19 protein-coding genes are annotated in these 20,775 nt (G+C 69.1%); 7 read left to right on the forward strand and 12 right to left on the reverse strand.

Annotated elements, in window-relative coordinates; all coding sequences use genetic code 11:
• Window positions 1–9: 9 nt before the first annotated feature.
• On the reverse strand, window positions 10–1,518 hold the full coding sequence (locus tag EZ216_RS08060) for an AMP nucleosidase (RefSeq protein WP_135249240.1): 1,509 nt from the start codon (window positions 1,516–1,518) through the stop codon (window positions 10–12).
• A gap of 157 nt (window positions 1,519–1,675) precedes the next feature.
• On the opposite strand from EZ216_RS08060, the gene EZ216_RS08065 reads away from it, so the two are divergent.
• Window positions 1,676–1,942, forward strand: coding sequence for a hypothetical protein (locus tag EZ216_RS08065; protein ID WP_205959641.1), 267 nt, complete (start codon window positions 1,676–1,678; stop codon window positions 1,940–1,942).
• Window positions 1,943–2,005: 63 nt separating this feature from the next.
• On the opposite strand, the gene gorA is transcribed toward EZ216_RS08065, so the two are convergent.
• Window positions 2,006–3,373, reverse strand: a complete 1,368-nt coding sequence (gene gorA / locus EZ216_RS08070) for a glutathione-disulfide reductase (RefSeq protein WP_135249241.1) — start codon at window positions 3,371–3,373, stop codon at window positions 2,006–2,008.
• A gap of 25 nt (window positions 3,374–3,398) precedes the next feature.
• On the reverse strand, window positions 3,399–4,286 hold the full coding sequence (locus EZ216_RS08075) for a LysR family transcriptional regulator (RefSeq protein ID WP_135249242.1): 888 nt from the start codon (window positions 4,284–4,286) through the stop codon (window positions 3,399–3,401).
• A 99-nt stretch (window positions 4,287–4,385) separates the two neighbouring features.
• Between EZ216_RS08075 and EZ216_RS08080 the strand changes: the two genes are divergently transcribed.
• The 5 genes from EZ216_RS08080 to EZ216_RS08100 all read left to right on the forward strand — a co-directional run bounded on the left by EZ216_RS08080 (window position 4,386) and on the right by EZ216_RS08100 (window position 8,411).
• A complete protein-coding gene (locus EZ216_RS08080; RefSeq protein WP_135249243.1) occupies window positions 4,386–5,018 on the forward strand; it encodes a glutathione S-transferase family protein in 633 nt (210 codons plus the stop codon).
• Window positions 5,015–5,950: a pyridoxamine 5'-phosphate oxidase family protein gene (locus EZ216_RS08085; protein ID WP_135249244.1), complete on the forward strand. Its 936-nt coding sequence runs from the start codon at window positions 5,015–5,017 to the stop codon at window positions 5,948–5,950. Before EZ216_RS08080 ends, EZ216_RS08085 begins: the two co-directional genes overlap by 4 nt.
• Before the next feature lie 121 nt (window positions 5,951–6,071).
• On the forward strand, window positions 6,072–6,791 hold the full coding sequence (locus EZ216_RS08090; RefSeq protein WP_135249773.1) for an MlaE family ABC transporter permease: 720 nt from the start codon (window positions 6,072–6,074) through the stop codon (window positions 6,789–6,791).
• A 4-nt stretch (window positions 6,792–6,795) separates the two neighbouring features.
• Entirely contained in the window at window positions 6,796–7,770 is a 975-nt protein-coding gene (locus EZ216_RS08095) for an MlaD family protein (RefSeq protein ID WP_135249245.1), read from the forward strand.
• Complete coding sequence (locus EZ216_RS08100; RefSeq protein ID WP_135249246.1) at window positions 7,767–8,411, forward strand: hypothetical protein; 645 nt, start codon at window positions 7,767–7,769, stop codon at window positions 8,409–8,411. The genes EZ216_RS08095 and EZ216_RS08100 overlap by 4 nt, the downstream gene beginning before the upstream one ends.
• Window positions 8,412–8,417: 6 nt before the next feature.
• Here the strand turns inward: EZ216_RS08100 and EZ216_RS08105 are convergent, their stop codons facing one another.
• The 9 genes from EZ216_RS08105 to EZ216_RS08145 form a co-directional block, all read right to left on the reverse strand.
• A complete protein-coding gene (locus EZ216_RS08105; protein WP_239024315.1) occupies window positions 8,418–8,951 on the reverse strand; it encodes an alpha-ketoglutarate-dependent dioxygenase AlkB in 534 nt (177 codons plus the stop codon).
• Between the two features lie 246 nt (window positions 8,952–9,197).
• Window positions 9,198–9,698 (reverse strand): histone H1-like DNA-binding protein, encoded by a 501-nt coding sequence (locus tag EZ216_RS08110; RefSeq protein WP_135249774.1) that lies wholly within the window; start codon window positions 9,696–9,698, stop codon window positions 9,198–9,200.
• Window positions 9,699–9,892: 194 nt separating this feature from the next.
• Entirely contained in the window at window positions 9,893–11,116 is a 1,224-nt protein-coding gene (locus EZ216_RS08115; RefSeq protein ID WP_135249248.1) for a ribonucleotide-diphosphate reductase subunit beta, read from the reverse strand.
• 125 nt (window positions 11,117–11,241) lie between these two features.
• Window positions 11,242–14,151 (reverse strand): ribonucleoside-diphosphate reductase subunit alpha, encoded by a 2,910-nt coding sequence (locus EZ216_RS08120; protein WP_135249249.1) that lies wholly within the window; start codon window positions 14,149–14,151, stop codon window positions 11,242–11,244.
• A 353-nt stretch (window positions 14,152–14,504) separates the two neighbouring features.
• Window positions 14,505–15,092, reverse strand: coding sequence for a 1,6-anhydro-N-acetylmuramyl-L-alanine amidase AmpD (ampD, locus tag EZ216_RS08125; RefSeq protein WP_135249250.1), 588 nt, complete (start codon window positions 15,090–15,092; stop codon window positions 14,505–14,507).
• The gene (locus tag EZ216_RS08130) at window positions 15,076–16,557 is read right to left on the reverse strand and encodes a sigma-54-dependent transcriptional regulator (RefSeq protein ID WP_205959642.1); all 1,482 of its coding nucleotides are present in this window, start codon (window positions 16,555–16,557) and stop codon (window positions 15,076–15,078) included. The genes ampD and EZ216_RS08130 overlap by 17 nt, the downstream gene beginning before the upstream one ends.
• The gene (locus EZ216_RS08135) at window positions 16,554–18,239 is read right to left on the reverse strand and encodes a sensor histidine kinase (RefSeq protein WP_135249251.1); all 1,686 of its coding nucleotides are present in this window, start codon (window positions 18,237–18,239) and stop codon (window positions 16,554–16,556) included. The genes EZ216_RS08130 and EZ216_RS08135 overlap by 4 nt, the downstream gene beginning before the upstream one ends.
• A gap of 2 nt (window positions 18,240–18,241) precedes the next feature.
• Window positions 18,242–18,475, reverse strand: a complete 234-nt coding sequence (locus EZ216_RS08140) for a PP0621 family protein (RefSeq protein ID WP_135249776.1) — start codon at window positions 18,473–18,475, stop codon at window positions 18,242–18,244.
• Complete coding sequence (locus tag EZ216_RS08145) at window positions 18,475–19,272, reverse strand: cytochrome C assembly family protein (protein WP_135249252.1); 798 nt, start codon at window positions 19,270–19,272, stop codon at window positions 18,475–18,477. The genes EZ216_RS08140 and EZ216_RS08145 overlap by 1 nt, the downstream gene beginning before the upstream one ends.
• Before the next feature lie 134 nt (window positions 19,273–19,406).
• On the opposite strand from EZ216_RS08145, the gene ffh reads away from it, so the two are divergent.
• Window positions 19,407–20,774, forward strand: a complete 1,368-nt coding sequence (gene ffh / locus EZ216_RS08150; protein ID WP_135249253.1) for a signal recognition particle protein — start codon at window positions 19,407–19,409, stop codon at window positions 20,772–20,774.
• Window position 20,775 lies beyond the last annotated feature (1 nt).

Here is a 20,775-nt window from a genome sequence, read left to right on the forward strand (position 1 = left end):
CCAACCGCGCTACTGGAAAGCCACTTCGTCGAAAGCGCGCAGCTTGCGGCTGTGCAGGCGCTGGCTGCCGCCCGCGCGCAGGATCTCGATGGCGCGCATGCCGATGCGCAGGTGCTGGTCGACCCGCTCGCGGTAGAACTGGTTGGCCATGCCGGGCAGCTTGATCTCGCCGTGCAGCGGCTTGTCGCTCACGCACAGCAGCGTGCCGTAGGGCACCCGGAAGCGGAACCCGTTGGCCGCGATGGTGGCGCTTTCCATGTCCAGCGCCACCGCGCGCGACTGGCTGAAGCGGCGCTGCGGCTCGTTGCCGGGCAGCAGCTCCCAGTTGCGGTTGTCCGTGCTGGCGACGGTACCGGTGCGCATGATGCGTTTCAGGGCCGCGCCTTCGCACCGCGTGACGTCGGCCACCGCCTTTTCCAGCGCCAGCTGGATTTCGGCCAGCGCGGGGATGGGCACCCACACCGGCAGTTCCTCGTCCAGCACATGGTCCTCGCGCACGTACGCGTGGGCCAGCACGTAGTCGCCCAGTTGCTGGCTGCTGCGCAGGCCCGCGCAGTGCCCGAGCATCAGCCACGCGTGCGGCCTGAGCACCGCGATGTGGTCGGTGATGGTCTTGGCGTTGGCCGGGCCCACGCCGATGTTCACCATGGTGATGCCCGTGTGGTTGGGGCGCATGAGGTGGTAGGCCGGCATCTGCGGCAGGCGCGGCGGCGCGTGGCCCCACAGGTCTTCCGGCGGCGTACCCGGCGCGCCCGAGCCCAGGCCCGCGCGGCGCGTGACCACGTTGCCCGGTTCCACGAAGGCGCTGTAGTCGCTGTCGGCCTTCGCCATCTCCTCGTGGCCGAGGCGCACGAATTCGTCGATGTAGAACTGGTAGTTGGTGAACAGGACGAAGTTCTGGAACCAGTCCGGCGCCGTGCCCGTGTAGTGGCGCAGGCGGTGCAGCGAGTAGTCCACGCGCGCCGCGGTGAACAGCGACAGCGGCTGCGGCTCGCCCGGTTGCGCGCGCCAGGTGCCGTTGGCGATGCCGTCGTCCATGCTGCCCAGGTCGGGCAGGTCGAACTGGTCGCGCAGCATGGCGCGCCGCTCCGGCGTCAGCGTGCCTTCGATGTGGTCGTTCTCCGCGAACGAGAAGTGCACGGGGATGGGCTGAGTGGAGGTGCCCACTTCCAGTTCCACGCCATGGCTTTGCCGCAGCAGGCGGAACTGCTCCAGGTAATAGTTGCCGTAAAGGTCGGGGCGGGTCAGCGTCGTTTCGAAGCGGCCCGCGCCGGACACGAAGCCGTAGCTGAGGCCCAGGTTCTCCAGCACTTCCTGCGGGACTGCGGTCTCGGTGTGGATGCGGACGAAGGGGTAGCAGGCCCGCACGTGGCCCGGCAAGGTCTCGCCGGCGACGAAGCGCTGCATGGCATCGCGAAGGTGGTTCACGCCCTGCGCGTAGATCTGTCGCACCTGCGCGAGCGCGCTTTCGGGCTCGGTGTGGCGGGTGGGCGCGATGAACGGCGGCATGTAGGGCATGACGGTGATTGTGCAGCGGCACGCGCGTGCGGCTCGCGCCCGCGCGGTGGTGCGACAGCGTCCTACAAGCTGTAACGAACGAACCTGACGTTACAAATCAGGCCCAGCGGCGACAGTCACTTCCACCCCAGAACAACCCCGATACAGGAGTGCGCCAATGTCGACTGCAGCGTTCGCCGCGAATCCCTTCGCCCTGATGATGGATCCGCAGGCCGTCCGCGAGACGGTGGAAAAGTCCGAGCAGCTCTCGAAACTGAGCCAGCGCCAATGCCACCCGCTGGATCGCGCGGTGATCCGCAGCGCCAGCGCCGAATTGGCTGCCTACGACTCGAAGATCGACCGCACCACGATCTACCTGCCGCCGGAAGAAGAATCTTCCAGGCCCGCGGCGCTGACGCGCAGTTACGGCCGCTCGTACAACTGATCGCCGGTTTTCACCTGGAAACGCCGCCCGGCAACGCCGCGCGGCGTTTTTCCTTGCGCACCTTCAGCGCACGGCTTCGCGCATGGTGACGAACTCCTCGGCCACCGTGGGGTGGATGCCGATGGTGGCGTCGAACACCGCCTTGGTCGCGCCGGCCTTCATCGCCACCGCGAACCCCTGCACGATCTCGCCGGCTTCGGGCCCGACCATGTGCAGGCCCACCACGCGGTCGCTGGCCGCATCGACCACCAGCTTCATCAGGCAGCGCTCGCCGCTGCCGCTCAGCGTGTGGCGCAGCGCCTTGAATTCGCTGCGGAACACGTGGACGCGGGCGAACTTCTCGCGCGCCTGCGCTTCGGTCAGGCCCACGGTGCCGATCGACGGCTGCGTGAACACCGCGGTGGGCACGAGCTCGTAGTCCATGCGCCGGTGGCCTTCACCGAACAGGCGATCGACCACGGCCATGGCCTCGGCCAGCGCCACGGGCGTGAGCTGCAGCCGCGCGGTGACGTCGCCCACCGCATGGACCGAGTGCAGCGAAGTGCGATGGTGGGCATCGACTTCCACCGCGCCCAGCCGGCCCTGCTTCACGCCGGCCGCTTCCAGGCCCAGGCCGTTGACGTTGGGCACGCGCCCGGTGGCGAACAGCACCGTATTCGCATCGAGCGTGCTGCCGTCCTCCAGCGTCGCGCGCACCGTGCCGCCTTCGCGTTCCAGCGATTCCACCTCGGTGCCCAGGCGCAGGTCAATGCCGCGCTTGACCAGCTCGCCGGCGATGAAGTGCCGCACCTCGTCGTCGAAGCCGCGCAGGATCTGCTCGCCGCGGTACAGCAGCGACACCTTCGCGCCCAGGCCGCGGAAGATGGAGGCGAACTCGCAGGCGATGTAGCCGCCGCCCACGACCACCAGCCGCTTCGGGAACGGCTCCAGGTCGAACATGCTGTCGGACGTGACACCCAGTTCCGAGCCCGGGATGGGCGGGTGCGAAGGCGTGCCGCCGGTGGCGATGAGGATGTTCTTCGCCGTGTGCGTCTGCACGCCGGTGGTGGTGCGGATGCGCACGGTGTGGCCGTCCAGCAGTTCGGCCCAGCCGCGCAGCACCTGCACGCCGGCACTGGTCAGCAGCTGGCCGTAGACGCCGTTCAGGCGCGCGATCTCCTTCGCGCGGTTGGCTTTGAGCCGCGCCCAGTCCAGCCGCGGCTCGCCCACGTCCCAGCCGAAGCCCGCGGCGTCCTCGAAATCGGCCGCGTAGTGCGACGCGTACGCGTACAGCTTCTTCGGGATGCAGCCGACATTGACGCAGGTGCCGCCCAAGGCGGCCGCCTCCGCCAGCGCCACGCGGGCACCTCGCTGCGCAGCCATGCGGGCGGCGCGCACGCCGCCGCTGCCGCCGCCGATGACGAACAGGTCGAATTCCGGTGTCGTGGCCATGGTGGGAAACCTCCGTCGAAAGGCGTCAGTCGCGGAAAGCCGTGATCTCCTGGCGCACGAAGTCGATGAACGCACGGGTGCGCGCTGGCAGCAGCCGGGCATGCGGATAGACGATGTTGATCGGCCGCGGCGGCTGCTCGAACTTTGCCAGCAAGATGCGAAGCTTGCCGGCCGCCACCAGCGCATCCACCTGGTACGAGAAGAACATGCCGATGCCGGCCCCGTCGGCGACTGCCTGCACCGCGGGAAAGACGTGGTTGAACTCGAGCGCGCCGCGCACGGGCACGCGCAGCGCGCGGCCGTTCTCCTGGAAGCCCGCCCAGTCGGCCGCCACCACGTTCTTCACGCAGGCAAAGCGCAGCAGGTCGCGCGGGTGCCTGGGCGTGCCGTGCTTCTTCAGGAAGGCCGGGCTGGCCACGACCACGCGGCGGATCGAGCCCAGCGGCTGGGCGACCAGCGACGAATCTTCCAGCCGGCCGATGCGGATGCCGACGTCGATGCCTTCCTCCAGCAGGTTCACCACGCGGTCCAGCAGCAGCACGGTGCAGCGCAACTGCGGGTAGCGGGCCGAGAACTTCGTGACCACGGGCGCGACATGCAGCTGGCCGAAAGGCACGGGCGCGGTGATGGTGAGGTGGCCTTGCGGTTCGGAAGCGCCGCTGGCCAGCGCCTCTTCGGACGCGCGCAGGCGCTCCATCAGTTCGCGGCAGTGCACCAGGTGCAGCCGGCCTTCCTCGGTCAGCGTCACGCGCCGCGTGGTGCGGTTGAACAGGCGCACCTTCAGGCTGGCTTCGTACGCGGCCAGCATGCGCACCACCGAGGGCAGCGAACTGCCCAGCGCGCGGGCCGCGGCGGTCAGGCTGCCGTGCTCGGCGATGGCCAGGAACACCTCGATGGCGCGGAAACGGTCCATGCGGCATTGAACCAGAAATCGCAATAGTCAACTACTAGTGATGGCATTGATCCGTTGAATGCAGCAAACGAAGATGGCATCCGTCACCAGGAGACCCGCATGAACCGACCCGCCGCACCCATCCGCCTGCACCGCCTGGCCTTGTCCGGCCATTGCCACCGCGTCGAGCTCATGCTCTCGCTGCTGCAACTGCCGTACGAGACGGTGGACGTCGACCTGCTCAAGGGCGAGCAGCACATGCCGGCGTTCAAGGCGCTCAACGCCTTCGGGCAGGTGCCCGTGATCCAGGATGGCGGCGTCACGCTGGCCGACTCGAACGCGATCCTGGTGTATCTCGAAAGCCGCTATGCGACCGGACGCTTCCTGCCACGCGATCCGGTCGGCGCCGCGCAAGTGCAGCGGTGGCTCTCCGCCGCCGCGGGCTGGCTCGCGTTCGGGCCTGCCGCCGCGCGGGTGATCAAGCTGTTCGGCCGGTCCGACGATCCAGTGCCGGCGCAGCAGCGGGCCGCGCGCCTGTTCGACGCGATGGAAGTTGAACTCGGGCGCACCGATTGGCTGGCCGGGCGCGAGCCGACGCTCGCCGACATCGCGCTCTACAGCTACACGGTGTCGGCGCCGGAAGGCGGCGTGTCGCTGCAGCCGTACCCGCGCATCCGCGAATGGCTGGCGCGCGTCGAAGCGATGCCGCGCTTCCTGCCCATGCCGCGCTCGCCCGTGGGGCTGGCCGCATGACCACCGAAGCATTCCACGCGGGCGAGCGCGAACTGCAGGTTCGCGCCGGCGTGCGCGAGCGGCTGGCCGCGGCCGGCGAGCGGGTGGTGCGCAACCACATGCCGCAGCAGCACCGCGACTTCTTCGCGCAGCTGCCCTGGCTGCTGGTGGGCGCGCTCGACGCGCAGGGCCAGCCGTGGGCGACGGCGCTGGCGGGGCCCCCAGGCTTCGTGGATTCGCCGGACGAGCGCTTGCTGAGGGTGCGCGCTCAACCGGCGGCAGGTGACCCGCTGGCCGGCGCGCTGGTGGACGGGCGGCCGGTCGGGCTGCTCGGGCTGGAGGCGCACACGCGTCGGCGCAACCGGCTGAACGGCTGGGTGTTCGCGGGGGACGCAACGGGCTTCCACGTGCAGGCGGGCCAGAGTTTCGGCAACTGCCCGAAGTACATCCAGGCCCGGCGCGCGGAGTACGACCCCGGGTGGGGATTGCCCGGGGAGGCCGGGGCGCTCGCGGCACTCGACGAAGAAGCGCGCTCCCTCATCGCGGCCGCCGACACGTTCTTCATCGCCACCGCGCATCCCGATGCGCTGGCGGACGGCGACCCCGCGCACGGCGTGGACTTGTCGCACCGGGGCGGCCGGCCGGGTTTCGTGCACGTGGCCGGCGACGAACTGCTGGTGCCGGATTTCGCCGGCAACCTGTTCTTCAACACCTTCGGCAACCTGCTGCTGCAGCCGCGATGCGGCCTGCTGTTCATCGACTACGCGAGCGGGGACCTGCTGTGGCTGGCCGCGCACGCCGCCATCGACTGGAACCCGCCGGCCGGGTTTTCCGGCGCACAGAGGATGCTGCGGCTGCGCGTCACGGCCGCGCGGCGGGGGCGCCGGCGCCTGCCGTTGCGCTGGAGCACGGCGCAACCGGCGCCGGAACTGGCGCTCACCGGCCACTGGTAGTTCGCGCGCGCAGCCGCGCCGCTATCATCGGCGCGTGACTTCCGCCACCCCCCGTGAGCTCGATGCCGGCCGCCTGGACCAGGCGGCGCTGCGCTGGGTGCTCGGCTGGTGGGGCGCCATCATGTACGCGGCGCTGCTGCTGGTGCTGCCGCTCACGCGCCACGGCTGGAGCGACGAAGGCATGCGGCAGAACCTGGCCCGCCACGCGTACCAGGACACCGCGCCCATCCTGCCCGGCTTTTCCATCCTGGCGGCGCTGCTCACCGTCGTGATCACGCGCATCGTGGTGGTCACCGCCTACAGCTATGGCGTGTCGCAGTACGCGCTGGAAATGGTGATCCGCGTGCTGGTGCTGGAGCTGATCCCGCTGATCGCCGCGCTGTTCGTCGCCCTGCGCTGCACCATCCCCAACGGCGCCGCGGTGGCCGAGATGCGGCGCAACGGCCACTTCCAGTCGCTGCGCCGCGCGGGCGTCGACCCGCTGGTGCGCGAGGTCATGCCGCGCATGCTGGCCGGCGGCTACGCGGTCGTCACGCTGGCGGCGCTGAGCTGCGTGGTCGCGGGCATCGTGGCTTACCTGGCCGTCTACGGCGACACGCTGGCCGGCCTGCCCGCGTACACGCGCATGTTCGGCCACGTGTTCGAACCCACCGTCGCGCTCATCTTCATGCTGAAGACCGTTTTCTTCGCGGTGGCGGTCGCGGTGATCCCGATGGCTTCGGGCGCCAACGACATCGCGGCGCCCAGCCAGCGCGAAAGCGCGGCACTGCAAGGACTGGTGCGCATGTTCGCCGTCCTGCTGCTGCTGGAAGCGGCTTCGCTGGTGGGCAACTACTACTGATCGCATGGCCGAGACCCCCCTACAGGATTCGGAACCCGCGGCCGCACCGCCTGTGCCGCACCTGGCCGCCAAGGCGCGGCTGCTGCTGCTGTTCACCGTGCTGCTGATCGGCGGATCGGTTGTGTACCTGCTGCATGCGCGCGGCTGGTTCGAGGCCACGCAGCCGCTGGTGCTGACCACCGACGATTCGGAGGGCGTCTCGGTTGGCATGGACATGACGTTCTCGGGCTTTCCCATCGGCCGCGTGCGCCAGGTGGAACTGGCGCCCACGGGCGGCGTGCGCATCCTCATCGACGTGGCCAGCAAGGACGCGCACTGGCTGCGCAGCAGCAGCGTGTTCACCATGGTGCGCGGCTTGGTCGGCGGCACCGCCATCAAGGCCTACAGCGGCGTGCTGACCGATCCGGTGCTGCCGCCGGGGGCGGAGCGGCCGGTGCTTCGCGGCGACGCGACCGCGGAACTGCCGCGCGTCATCTCTTCCGCCCGCGAAGTGCTGGAGAACCTCACCGCCATGACGGCCGAAGATGCCGCGCTGCGCAACAGCCTGGCCAACGTGCAGAAGCTGACCGACAAGCTCAACGGCAAGGGCGGCGCGCTCGGCGTGCTCATGGGCAACGACGACGACGCGCGCCGGATTCTCACCACGCTGGAGCGCACCAACGCGCTGCTCTCGCGCCTGGATTCGCTGGCGGGCAACGCCGACCGGCAGGTGTTCGGCCCCGATGGCGTCGTCAAGGATGCGCGCGCCACGGTGCAGCAGCTGAATGGCCTGCTGGCCGATGCGCGCGCGAGCCTGAAGAAGGTGGACGCGGTGCTGGTCGAAGCGCAGGCCGCCAGCGCCAACGTTCGCGGCGCCACGCAGGACCTGGGCACGCTGCGCGGCGAGGTGGAAGCCAACCTGCGCAAGGTCGAAGGGCTGATCAACGAGATCAACCGCAAGTGGCCGTTCGCGCGCGACCAGGAGATACGGGTTCCATGAAGCGCGTGGTTTTCATGGCGATGGCGGTGCTGTTGGCCGGCTGCGGCAACAAGCCGCTCGCGCCCGATTGGCAGGCCAACGCGCATGGCGCGCTGGAGCGCTACGAGAAGGCGTACCTCTCGGGCGCCGCGCGCGCGGCGGACGCCGAGTTCGCGCTGGCGCGGCGCGAGCTGGCGGCCACCGGCGAAGCAGGCCTGGTGGCGCGCGCGGAGCTCACCCGCTGCGCGCTGCAGGTGGCCAGCCTGGCGTTCGAGCCTTGCGCCGGCTTCGAGGCGCTGCGCCAGGACTCGCCCGCGCCGGAGCGCGCGTATGCCGACTACCTTCTGGCGCAGCCTGCGGCCGCGGATCTGCTGCCGGCGCAGCACCGCGCGGTGGCGAATGGCCGCGGCGATGCCGCTGCGCTCAACGCGATCGCGGACCCAATGGCGCGCCTGGTGGCGGCGGGCGTGGTGTTCCGCGCCAATCGCGCCAGTCCCGAGGTGCTGCAGCTGGCCGCCGACACCGCTTCGTCGCAAGGCTGGCGGCGTCCCTTGCTCGCCTGGCTGGGCGCGCAGTTGCGGCTGGCGGAGCAGCGCGGCGCGGCGGAAGAGGCCGCGCGCCTGCGCCGGCGCATCGCCCTGGCGTCTGCCGAAGCCAGCTGAGCGCGATCAGCGCCGGTTCGACGGCGTGCGCAAAGTGATGGAGTAGCGCAGCGCCTTCGTCGGCGAGACCGCGTGCTGCCATTCCCAGCGCGCCGGGCCGCGCAGCAGGTAGATGGAGCGCGGCGCCACCGCCAGCTTCATGACGTCCGCGCGCCTGGGCTCGCGTGGCGGGTAAGGGCGAAAGCGCATCGTCGCGTCCGCCAGCAGCGAGATGCCCACCACGTCCTCGAAGTCCGGCACGTCGCGGTGCCATCCCAGCGGCGTGCCCGGCCGGTATTCCGCGACCAGCGCCTGCGTGAAACGCGCCGGAGCCATGCCCAGCCACGCCGCGGCCTTCTCGCGCAGCGGCTGCAGCCAGGGTGCGATGGGCGGCGCTTCGTTCAGCCGTTGCGCGCTGAAGTCGTACTGGCCGCCGTAGCTCACCACGCGGCGCAGCGCGGTGAAGCCCTGGTACTTCATCGGCCGCAGGGGAAGGGCCTGGATGTCGGCCAGCAGCGCGGCTTCCTCGGCGGCACTCAGGAACTCTTCCTCGTAGCGCATACCCGGGGGCAATGTGGGCGGGGGCGCGCCGAACAGGTCGGGTTGTGGAGCACGTGGCATGGAAATCGGACTCCCTTGCGCAGAGAGCGCGGAGACTTCGCAGAGGACGCAGAGCAAAGAAAATCAAATGTAGTTCTCTGCGAACTCTGCGGGTCCTCCGCGGACTCTGCGTAAGGGCGTCCGCATCCGGCAGCCCCAACGAAAAAGCCCGGCCGGAGCCGGGCTTGAGAGACGCGTACTGCCGTCTCAGGGCTTGGAAGCCGTCGGGAAAGGCCAGGCGGCCTGCGGGTTCAGCGTGGTTTGCGCCGAAGGAGCCGCAGTCGCGGCAGGCGCAGCCGCGGGCTTGGCAGCAGGCGCTTTCGCGGCCTTCTTCGCAGGCGCTTTCTTCGCCGCCTTCTTCGCTGCCTTTTTCGCAGGGGCCTTCTTTTTCGCCGCTTTTTTCGCAGGGGCCTTTTTCGCGGCCTTTTTCGCAGGCGCCTTCTTGGCGGCCTTCTTGGCGCCAGTCTTCTTCGCAGCGGCCTTCTTCGCAGGCGCGCGCTTCGCGGCGGCCTTCTTCGCCGGCGCCTTCTTCGCAGCGGCCTTCTTGGCCGGAGCGCGCTTGGCGGCAGCCTTCTTCGCCGGGGCCTTCTTGGCAGCGGCCTTCTTCGCCGGAGCCTTCTTGGCCGTGGCCTTCTTCGCCGGGGCCTTCTTGGCGGCCGACTTCTTGGCCGCGGGTTTCTTCGCGGCGGCTTTCTTCGCAGTTGCCATTTCCATTCTCCTGTCTAAGTTGACATCAACATCAACCAAAGAAGCACTGGTCGCTTGTTGGTGGCGACCAGCGATCCATGCGGTTGGGCCGGGGCCCAGCCGCATGAACACCGTGGCCCGCAGGGCGCCGGCTCTTGTGGCCGGTCTGCCGTTGCGGGCGATAACTCACAAACCCAAACTTCTCGCAGTTGCCATCAATCCCAGGAAAGCGCGCCACCCGACTGGTATTCGATCACGCGGGTTTCGAAGAAATTGCGCTCTTTCTTCAGGTCAATCATCTCGCTCATCCACGGGAAGGGGTTCTCCTCGTTGGGGAACAGCGCTTCCAGGCCGATCTGCGTGGCGCGCCGGTTGGCGATGTAGCGCAGGTAGCCCTTGAACATGGAGGCATTGAGGCCCAGCACGCCACGCGGCATGGTGTCCTCGGCATAGCGGTATTCGAGCTCGACGGCCTTCTGGAACAGGGCCTTGATCTCGGCCTTGAACTCGGACGTCCAGAGGTGCGGGTTCTCCAGCTTCAGCTGGTTGATCAGGTCGATGCCGAAATTGCAGTGCATCGACTCGTCCCGCAGGATGTACTGGTACTGCTCGGCGGCACCGGTCATCTTGTTCTGCCGGCCCAGCGCCAGGATCTGGGTGAAGCCGACGTAGAAGAACAGGCCTTCCATCAGGCAGGCGAAGACGATCAGGCTCTTGAGCAGCGTCTGGTCGTTCTCCGGCGTGCCGGTGTGGAAGTCGGGGTCCATGATCGCGTCGATGAACGGGATCAGGAAGTTGTCCTTGTCCCGGATCGACTGGACCTCGTGGTACGCGTTGAAGATCTCGGACTCGTCCAGGCCGAGCGATTCCACGATGTACTGGTAGGCGTGCGTGTGGATCGCCTCCTCGAACGCCTGGCGCAGCAGGAACTGGCGGCACTCGGGCGCCGTGATGTGGCGGTAGGTGCCCAGCACGATGTTGTTGGCGGCCAGCGAGTCGGCCGTCACGAAGAAGCCGAGGTTGCGCTTGACGATGCGGCGCTCGTCCTCGGACAGGCCGTTGGGGTCCTTCCACAACGCGATGTCGCGCGTCATGTTCACTTCCTGCGGCATCCAGTGGTTGGCGCAGGTGGCGAGGTACTTCTCCCAGGCCCACTTGTACTTGAACGGCACCAGCTGGTTGACGTCCGTCTGGCCGTTGATGATGCGCTTGTCGGCCGCGTTGACGCGGCGCGTGCTGGCCGCTTCCGCGCCGCGCGAAGCCGTGGGCTGCGACGCGGGGACCTGTGCGCCGTCGTTCAGCGTGCGGATCGCGGGTTGTGCCAGGGGCTGGACGTCGAGCGCCGCTTGCGGCAAGGGAGAGTTCACCTCGCGGTTCGAGAATGAACCGCTGCTCGGGATTGGCGATTGGGGCTTGACTTCGTCGTCCCAGGTCAGCATGTGATGTCCAGTGCTCGGATTATCCGGGCAGTGATGTGTGTTGAAAAGTGTTCGTTCACATCACGCGCGGATTTTGTTGCTTGATTGCATCGGCGTCCTGTCGGAGAACGCCGACACCTCTTCGTTCATTGGCAGGCTTCGCAGCCCGGATCGTCGATCGCGCAGAACTTGATGTCGGTGGCGGGCGACGACGCTTCGATCTGCGATTGCGCCGCGGCGGCCGCGGCTTCGAGTGCGTTCATGCCGCCCGTACCCGCACCCGACGACACCGCGTTCAGCCGGCCCGACTGCACCGTCGACTTCTCGGCGTGCGTCGCGCTGGTGGTGCGCAGGTAGTAGGTGGTCTTCAGGCCGCGCAGCCACGCCAGCTTGTACGTCTCGTCCAGCTTCTTGCCCGACGCGCCGGCCATGTAGATGTTCAGCGACTGGGCCTGGTCGATCCACTTCTGGCGGCGCGCGGCAGCTTCCACCAGCCACACCGGTTCCACCTCGAACGCGGTGGCGTACAGCGCCTTCACGTCCTGCGGCACGCGGTCGATGGGGTGCAGCGAGCCGTCGAAGTGCTTCAGGTCCATGACCATCACGTCGTCCCACAGGCCCAGGCGCTTGAGGTCGCGCACCAGGTAGTGGTTGATGACGGTGAACTCGCCGGACAGGTTGGACTTGACCGACAGGTTGCCGAAGCAGGGCTCGATGGACGCGTCCACGCCGATGATGTTGGAGATGGTGGCCGTCGGCGCGATGGCGATGCAGTTGCTGTTGCGCATGCCGTCGGCGGCGATCTTCTTGCGCAGCGCGTCCCAGTCCAGGGAGGCGGAGCGGTCGACCTCGACGTAGCCGCCGCGCTGGCTGGCCAGCAGCTCCAGCGTGTCCAGCGGCAGCACGCCCTGGTCCCAGAGCGAGCCCTTGTAGCTGGAGTAGCGGCCGCGCTCGCGGGCCAGCTCGGTGGACGCCCAGTAGGCGTGGTAGCAGACCGCTTCCATCGACTTGTCGGCGAATTCCACCGCCTGCTCGGACGCGTAGGGGATGCGCAGCTCGTACAGCGCGTCCTGGAAGCCCATGATGCCCAGGCCCACCGGACGGTGGCGCATGTTGGAGTCGCGCGCCTTCTTCACCGCGTAGTAGTTGATGTCGATCACGTTGTCCAGCATGCGCATGGCGACCTGCACCGTGCGCTTGAGCTTGTCCTGGTCGACGGCGCCATTCTTCAGGTGCTGCACCAGGTTCACCGAACCCAGGTTGCAGACGGCCGTCTCGCTGTCGCTGGTGTTGAGCGTGATCTCGGTGCACAGGTTGGACGAGTGCACCACGCCGGCGTGCTGCTGCGGGCTGCGCACGTTGCAGGCGTCCTTGAACGTGATCCAGGGGTGGCCGGTCTCGAACAGCATGGAGAGCATCTTGCGCCACAGGTCGGTGGCGGGCACCGACTTGCTGGGCTTGATGTCGCCGCGCTTGGCCTTTTCTTCATAGGCGACGTACGCCTTCTCGAACTCGGTGCCGAACTTGTCGTGCAGGTCGGGCACGTTCGACGGCGAGAACAGCGTCCACTCGCCCTTTTCCATCACGCGGCGCATGAACAGGTCCGGGATCCAGTTGGCCGTGTTCATGTCGTGGGTGCGGCGGCGATCGTCGCCGGTGTTCTTGCGCAGCTCCAGGAATTCCTCGATGTCCAGGTGCCAGCTCTCCAGGTACGTGCAGACCGCGCCCTTGCGCTTGCCACCCTGGTTGACCGCCACGGCCGTGTCGTTCACCACCTTCAGGAACGGCACCACGCCCTGCGATTCGCCGTTGGTGCCCTTGATGTGCGAGCCCAGGGCGCGCACGCGCGTCCAGTCGTTGCCCAGGCCGCCCGCGAACTTGGACAGCAGGGCGTTTTCCTTGATCGACTCGTAGATGCCGTCCAGGTCGTCCGGCACCGTGGTGAGGTAGCACGACGACAGCTGGCTGCGCAGCGTGCCGCTGTTGAACAGCGTCGGCGTGGACGACATGAAGTCGAAGCTGGACAGCACTTCGTAGAACTCGATGGCGCGCGTCTCGCGGTCGATCTCGTTGAGCGCCAGGCCCATGGCCACGCGCATGAAGAAGGCCTGCGGCAGCTCGATGCGCGTCTTGCGCACGTGCAGGAAGTAGCGGTCGTACAGGGTCTGCAGGCCCAGGTAGTCGAACTTGGTGTCGCGGTCGGCCTTGAGCGCGGCACCCAGCTTCTTCAGGTCGTACTGCAGCAGCTCGGGGTTCAGCAGCTCGGCTTCGACACCCTTCTTGATGAAGCCGGGGAAGTAGTCGGCGTAGGCCTCGGCCGCGGCGGCCGGCGTGACGTCCTGGCCCAGCACTTCCTTGAAGATGGTGTGCAGCAGCAGGCGGGCCGTGGCGTAGGTGTAGTCGGGATCCTTCTCGATCAGCGTGCGCGCGGCCAGGATGGACGCCTTGTACACCTCGTCGATCGGCACGCCGTCGTACAGGTTGCGCATCGTCTCGGCGACGATGGGCTCGGCCTTTACGTCGGCCGACAGGCCCGTGCAGGCGTTCTCGATCAGCGCCTTCAGCTGGCCCAGGTCCAGCGCGATGCGGCGGCCGCCGTCGATGACGTGCAGCGCGGGCGCTTCGGCCACGGCCGGCTGGCCCTGCTTGGCGCGTTCCTGCGAACGGCGCTCGCGGTACAGCACGTAGGCACGCGCCACTTCGTGGTGGCCGCCGCGCATCAGGCCCAGTTCCACGGCGTCCTGCACGTCCTCGATGTGGAAGGTGCCGCCGCCCGGGCGCGACCGCACCATGGCGCGCATGACGCTCTGCGTGAGCTGGTCGACGGTTTCGCGGACGCTGGCGGAAGCGGCACCCTGGGTGCCGTGCACGGCCAGGAAGGCTTTCATCATCGCGATGGCGATCTTGTCGGGCGCGAAGGGAACGACGGCGCCGTTGCGGCGGATGATCTGGTAGTGGGACAGCGCGCCGGCGGCGGCGGGAGCGGCGGCCGAGACGGCGCCCAGGCCGGCCGAAGGTTGGACAGGGGTGCTGGTGACGCTGGACACAGATTGCATGTCTTCTCCTGCTGCAGTTTGTTCTTGGAAAGGGCGCGAAGTGTAATCGCTCCTTGTCGGCTGGGGCACTATATCTAGCGCCCCGCGTGGGATCAAGCACTATAGGTAGTGGTTCGCCCGGTGGACTGCAAGTGGATGGCCTGTGGACAGCATGTGAGTCCTTTCGTGCCGTCCGCACACGCGCCGCATGCGCGCGTGATGGATCATCCTCCGCCCAGAAATGGCGCGGGCGTGCGGGCCAAATCGCCTCGCAGCCCGCATGGATGCTTGCTGCACGCCCGCGCTTCGAGGCATCGCCGCGCACGAACGCGATTCGCGCGCATGCAACTCAACCACAAAGCCGAAACATGCCGTTACTCAGCGGGTGGGAACGATGATTCGCGCCACCCGAGGCTTCGCTGCAACAGCGGCCAGTCGAAGCCCGCGCCGGGATCCTGCTTGCGCCCCGGCGCGATGTGTTCGTGGCCCGCGATCCAGCGCACCGGGTAGCGCTGCGCGATGGCGGCGCACAGGCCCGACAAGGCCTCGTATTGCGCGGGCTCGAAAGCTTCGCCCTCCAGGCCTTCCAGCTCGATGCCCACCGACCAGTCGTTGCAGTCGTCCCGCCCCTGCCACGACGACCGGCCCGCGTGCCACGCGCGGTGGTCGCAGCTGACGAACTGCCACAGCTCGCCGCCGCGGCGCACGTAGAAGTGCGACGACACCTGCAGGCCGCGGATGGACTGGAAGTACGGATGCGCGTCCCAGTCCAGCGTGTTGGTGAAGAGCGCCTGCACCTCGCCGCCGCCGTAGCGTCCCGGCGGCAGGCTGATGGAGTGCACCACCACCAGCTCGATGGCGGTGGCGGGTGGCCGCGGGCCGAAGTTCGGGGAGTCCAGCCGCCGCGCGAAGCGGTACCAGCCGGCGGACCACAGCGCGCCGTCGTCAGGCGGCAGGTTCATTCGCGTCGTCGCCCGGCGCCGCGATGGCCAGCCGGGCGATGCGGTAGCGGATCTGCCGCAGCGACAGGCCCAGGCGCTGCGCGGCCGCGGTGCGGTTGAAGCCGGTTTCCTGCAGCGCACGCACGAGGATGTCGCGCTCCTGCTCGTCCAGCCAGCCCTGCAGGTCGGCAGGCATGGGCGGCTGCGGCGCCGGCGCCGCGATGGCAGCCGGACCCGGCTCCGCGGGGGCGCCGGATCCGGGCGGCGTCGATGCGGGGGCGGGCACGGCGCTGCAGAAGGCATCGACCTGCAGCGAGTGCCCGTCGGACAGCGCCACCGCGCGGTGCAGCAGGTTTTCCAGTTCGCGCACGTTGCCCGGCAGGGGATGCGAAGCCAGCTGTTCCAGCACCGCAGGCGCGAGCTCCGGCGCCGGCATGCCGGACTCGGTGGCGATGCGCGACAGCAGCGCCTGCGCCAGCGCGGGCAGGTCCTCGCGGCGCTCGCGCAGCGGCGGCACCACGATCTCGATCACGTTCAGGCGGTAGTACAGGTCCTGGCGGAAGCGCCCCGCGGCGACGTCGGCCGCCAGGTCGCGGTGGGTGGCGCTGACGATGCGCACGTCCACCGCATCTTCCTGCGTCGAGCCCAGCGCGCGCACCTGCCTTTCCTGGATGGCGCGCAGCAGCTTGGACTGCATGGCGAGCGGCAGGTCGCCGATCTCGTCGAGGAACAGCGTGCCGCCTTCGGCCGCCTGGAAGTAGCCCACGCGGTCGGCCGTCGCGCCGGTGTAGGAGCCTTTGCGGGCGCCGAAGAATTCCGCTTCCAGCAGCGCTTCCGGGATGGCGCCGCAGTTCACCGCGACGAAGGGGCCGTCGTTGCGGTGGCTGCAGGCGTGCAGCGCGCGCGCGGCCAGCTCCTTGCCGGTGCCCGACTCGCCGTGCACCAGCACGGGCGCCATGCTGCGCGCCACGCGCGCGATGCGGTCCTTGACCTGCTGCATGGGCGCGGAGTTGCCCACCAGGCGCTCCAGCGCCGATTGCCCGCCGGCGCCGGCACGCTCGGGGCGCGCCGCGCCGTTGCCGCGCGCGCGCACCGGCACCTGCTTGTCGTGGATGGCCGAAGCCACCACGCTGCGGAACTGCTTCAGGTCGACCGGCTTGGTGAGGTAGTCGAACGCGCCGGCCTTGAGCGCTTCGACGGCGTTCTCGGCGGAGCCGTACGCCGTCATGACGATGCAGCGCTCGGACCGCTGTTGCGCCAGCATGCGCTGCAGCAGCTCCAGGCCCAGTCCGTCGGGCAGGCGCATGTCGGTGATGACGGCGTCGAAGCGCTTTTCCTCCAGATGCTGCCATGCGTCGGCCAGCGTGCCGGCCGAATCGACGCGGTAGCCCTCGCGCAGCAGCGTCAGCTCATAGAGCGTGCGCAGGTCCGGTTCGTCGTCGACGACCAGGACCTGGGCGATGGGGGTGGATGGCTGCGCGCTCAAGCCGCCATTCTGGCAAACGTGCCGCTGGGGGCCAACGGCGAGGCCGTGCGGAATGCCACGAAAAACACGTTGCCGTCGCGCCGGTCCCCGCTCGGCGCGGGTCCGCGCCGGTAGCCGATGCGCGCGCCGTGCCGCTCGCAAAGCTCGCGGCAGATGTACAGGCCCAGGCCGCTGGAGCGGCTTTCCGAGGAGAAGAACGGCTCGAACAGGTGGCGCTCGACCGCCGGTTCCAGCGCCGGCCCATCGCTCCACACGGTGAGCATCGCGCCGTCGCCGCCCGACGTGGCGACGCGGATCGCGTCGGGCGCGGTGGAGGCGTAGCGCAGCGCGTTGTCCAGCAGGTTCACCAGGATGCGCCGCAGGTGGTCCGGCTCGAAGGCGACGCGCACCGCCGGCGCCCCCATGGCCACTTGTAGGCGCGCGGCCGCGTGGTTCTGTTCGGCCCAGTCGCGGCAATGCGCGCCGACCGCGGCGTCCAGTTCGATGGCGGCGGCGGCCGGGTCCAGCGCCTGGTGCTGAACGCGGGCCACGTCCAGGATCTCTTCCACGATCTGCGCCAGGCGGTTCGCGTTCTGCCGCACCAGCGCGGCGAGCTGCCGCTGCGAAGGCTCGCTCAGCTCCTCTTCCAGCAGTTCGTTGGCCTGCGAAATGGCGGCCAGCGGGTTGCGGATCTCGTGCGCCACCGCGGTGGACATGCGGCCCATGGCGGCGAGCTTTTCGGTGCGCAGCCGCGCTTCCATCTCGCGCAGGTCCTGCAGGAACAGCACGCAAAGCGCATCGCCGTCCTGCTCACCCGCGGCGGCGAGGCGCGTGCGCGCGAACACGCGCCGCACCGGCGCTTCGCCCTGCCGCAGCGACACGTCGGCCAGATGCGGTTGGCCGGTCTGGAAGGTGAGCCGCGCCATTTCCGCCAGCGGCTCCCAGGCGGAATCTTCCGCGAGCTGCAGCAATGCGCCGCCGCGCGCCGGGTCCTGGCAAAGCAGTTCGCGAGCGGCGGGATTGGCGGCCTGCACCTCGCCTTGCGGGTCCACCACCAGGATGCCGTCGCCCAGCGTCTCGATCACCAACTGGTTGACCTGCGCCTGCATATAGGCCGCCTTGCGGCCGCGGCGTGCCGCCTCCTCCTCGCGGGCCAGGCGCAGCGCCAGCTGGTGCGCGAGGAAAGCCAGGGCGAAGAAGCCGGTGCCGGTGAGGCCCGCCTGCAGGAAGCGCTGCGCCACTTCGGCCGGCACCTGCAGCGCCATCACCCACGCTTCGGCCAGCAGCAGCAGCGCCACCGCCGCCGCGGTACCCAGCGCGAGCAGCGTAGTGCCCAGCACCGAAGCCATGAGCACCGGCACGGCGAAGAGAGGCGCGAAATAGATGCCGCCTGCCTGCAGGAACTGAAGGCAGGCGAACACCACCAGGTCGACGCCGATGCTGGACACCCATTGCGGGTCGAACGCGGCGCCGGGATCGGCCGGCCGCATCAGCACCCGCACCGCCAGCGCCGCCACGAAGTACGTGCCGCACATGCCCAGCAACCAGCCGGACACCGCCGGCGATCCCATCAGCCGCAAGCCGAACAGCAGCAGCAGCAGCACGAACGCCACGCCCACGCGCGCGGTGGCGAAGCCCAGCCAGAGCCGGACGAAGGCGGAATGCTCGGGCGCGGGCGCCGCTGGCGTGTCGCCGCCGGCCACGGTCAGTCGCCGCCGCTGCGCCGGTGCTCGGCGCAGCAATAGAGCTTCCCGCTGGTGCCCGCCACCGCGTCTGGACGCGGCAGGTGCAGCGAGCAGACCGGGCAGCGCACCATGTCCTGCGGCAGCGCGGGCGTGCTCTTGGCGGAGGAAGGCGGATCGGGTTCGCGCCGTACGCGGTTGGATCGCCAGACCGACCAGGCGATCCACAGCACCACGGCGAGCAGCAGGAACTTCATCATGCCGCCCGTCCCAGGATCACTTCGAAGACGAAGCGCGAGCCCACGTAGGCCAGTAGCAGCAGCAGCGAGCCCGTGTACAGCACGCGCACGGCGGTGCGGCCGCGCCAGCCGAAGCGCGCGCGGCCGAGCAGCAGCAGCGCGAACGCCACCCAGGCCAGCACCGAGAAGATGGTCTTCTGGTCCCAGCGCCAGGCGCGGCCCCACAGGCGCTCGCCGAAGAGAAGGCCGGCCAGCAGCGTGGCCGACAGCAGCACGAAGCCGGCGCCGGCGAAGCGGAAGGTCAGGCGCTCCAGCGTGAGCAGCGGCAGCCCGGCCTGAATGTCGGCACCCTGGCGCATCGACAGCTCGGCGCGGCGCATCAGCCACGCATGCACCACGGCGGCGGCGAACAAGCCATACGAGGCGATGCCCAGCGCCAGGTGCAGCGGCAGCAGCGGGGAAGTGCTCGGGGGCAGCGGCGTGCCTGGAAACACGAGCGCGAGCAGAACCGCCACCGAGCCCAGCCCGGCCAGCGCCCAGCGCGCCTGCAATTGCGGAAACATCTCGCGCTCCACCGCATACACGGTGAGCACCAGCCAGGCGGTGACGGAGAGCGCGGGCGCGAAGCCGAACCGCGGCGTGTCGCCCAGCAGCATCCAGCCGAGCACCATCGCGTGCAGCAGCCAGGCCACGACGAGGCCCCAGCGCGCGCCGCGCTGGCTCAGGCGTGACGCGGCGGCGGCGGGCACCGCATAGGCGGCCGCCGCGGCCACCGACAGCACGGCGCCCGTGGTGGAACCGCTGGCTAGAATCATGGTTCGCAGTGTAAGGCTGCGTTGAGCGTCCGGCGTTGAGCGTTGAGCGACAAACGCCCACCGCGCGCCGGGCTTTCATCAGCGGGATCGTTCGCCACGCTGAACGCCCAACCCTCAACGCCCCACCTCCCCCAATGGCCACCGCCCTCTCCGACAAACTCTCCCGTCTCGTCAAGGAAATGCGCGGCCAGGCGCGCATCACCGAAGCCAACGTGCAGGACATGCTGCGCGAGGTGCGCATGGCCCTGCTCGAGGCCGACGTGGCCCTGCCGGTGGTGCGCGACTTCGTCGCCCGCGTGAAGGACAAGGCGCTCGGCCAGGAAGTGGTGGGCTCGCTCAACCCCGGCCAGGCGCTGGTGGGCATCGTCAACCGCGAGCTCGTCGCCACCATGGGCGAGGGCGTGTCGGACATCAACCTGGCCGCGCAGCCGCCGGCCGTCATCCTGATGGCGGGCCTGCAGGGCGCCGGCAAGACCACCACCACGGCCAAGCTGGCCAAGCACCTGGTCGACAAGCGCAAGAAGAAGGTGCTCACCGTCTCCGGCGACGTGTACCGCCCGGCCGCCATCGAGCAGCTGAAGACGGTGACGAAGCAGGCGGGCGCCGAATGGTTCCCCAGCACGCCCGACCAGAAGCCGCTGGACATCGCGCGCGCCGCCATCGACTACGCGCGCAAGCAGTATTTCGACGTGCTGCTGGTCGACACGGCAGGCCGCCTGGCCATCGACGAGGCGCTGATGCGCGAGATCCGCGAGCTGCACGCGGCGCTGAACCCGGTGGAAACGCTGTTCGTCGTCGACGCCATGCAGGGCCAGGACGCGGTGAACACCGCCAAGGCCTTCAAGGAAGCGCTGCCGCTCACCGGCATCGTGCTGACCAAGATGGACGGCGACTCGCGCGGCGGCGCGGCGCTGTCGGTGCGGCAGATCACCGGCGCGCCGATCAAGTTCGCCGGCGTGTCCGAGAAGATCGACGGCCTGGAGGTGTTCGACGCCGAGCGCCACGCCGGCCGCATCCTGGGCATGGGCGACATCGTCGCGCTGGTGGAGCAGGTCACCGCCGGCGTCGACCTGCAGGAAGCGCAGAAGCTCGCGGCCAAGGTCAAGAGCGGCGAAGGCTTCGACCTGAACGACTTCCTGTCGCAGATCCGCCAGATGAAGCAGATGGGCGGCCTGTCGACGCTGATGGAGAAGATGCCCAGCCAGCTGCAGGCCAAGGCCGGCCAGGTGGACATGGACAAGGCCGAGCGCGACATCCGCCGCAAGGAAGGCATCATCTGCAGCATGACGGCCGCCGAGCGCCGCAAGCCCGAGATCATCAAGGCGACCCGCAAGCGCCGCATCGCCGCCGGCGCCGGCGTGCAGGTGCAGGAAGTCAACCGCCTGCTCAACGAGTTCGAGCAGATGCAGGGGATGATGAAGAAGATGAAGGGCGGCGGGCTGATGAAGATGATGAAGCGGATGGGCGGCGGCAAAGGTGGCCTGCCGAAGCTTCCTTTCTGAG

The organism is Ramlibacter humi, assembly GCF_004681975.1.
Taxonomy (GTDB): domain Bacteria; phylum Pseudomonadota; class Gammaproteobacteria; order Burkholderiales; family Burkholderiaceae_C; genus Ramlibacter; species Ramlibacter humi.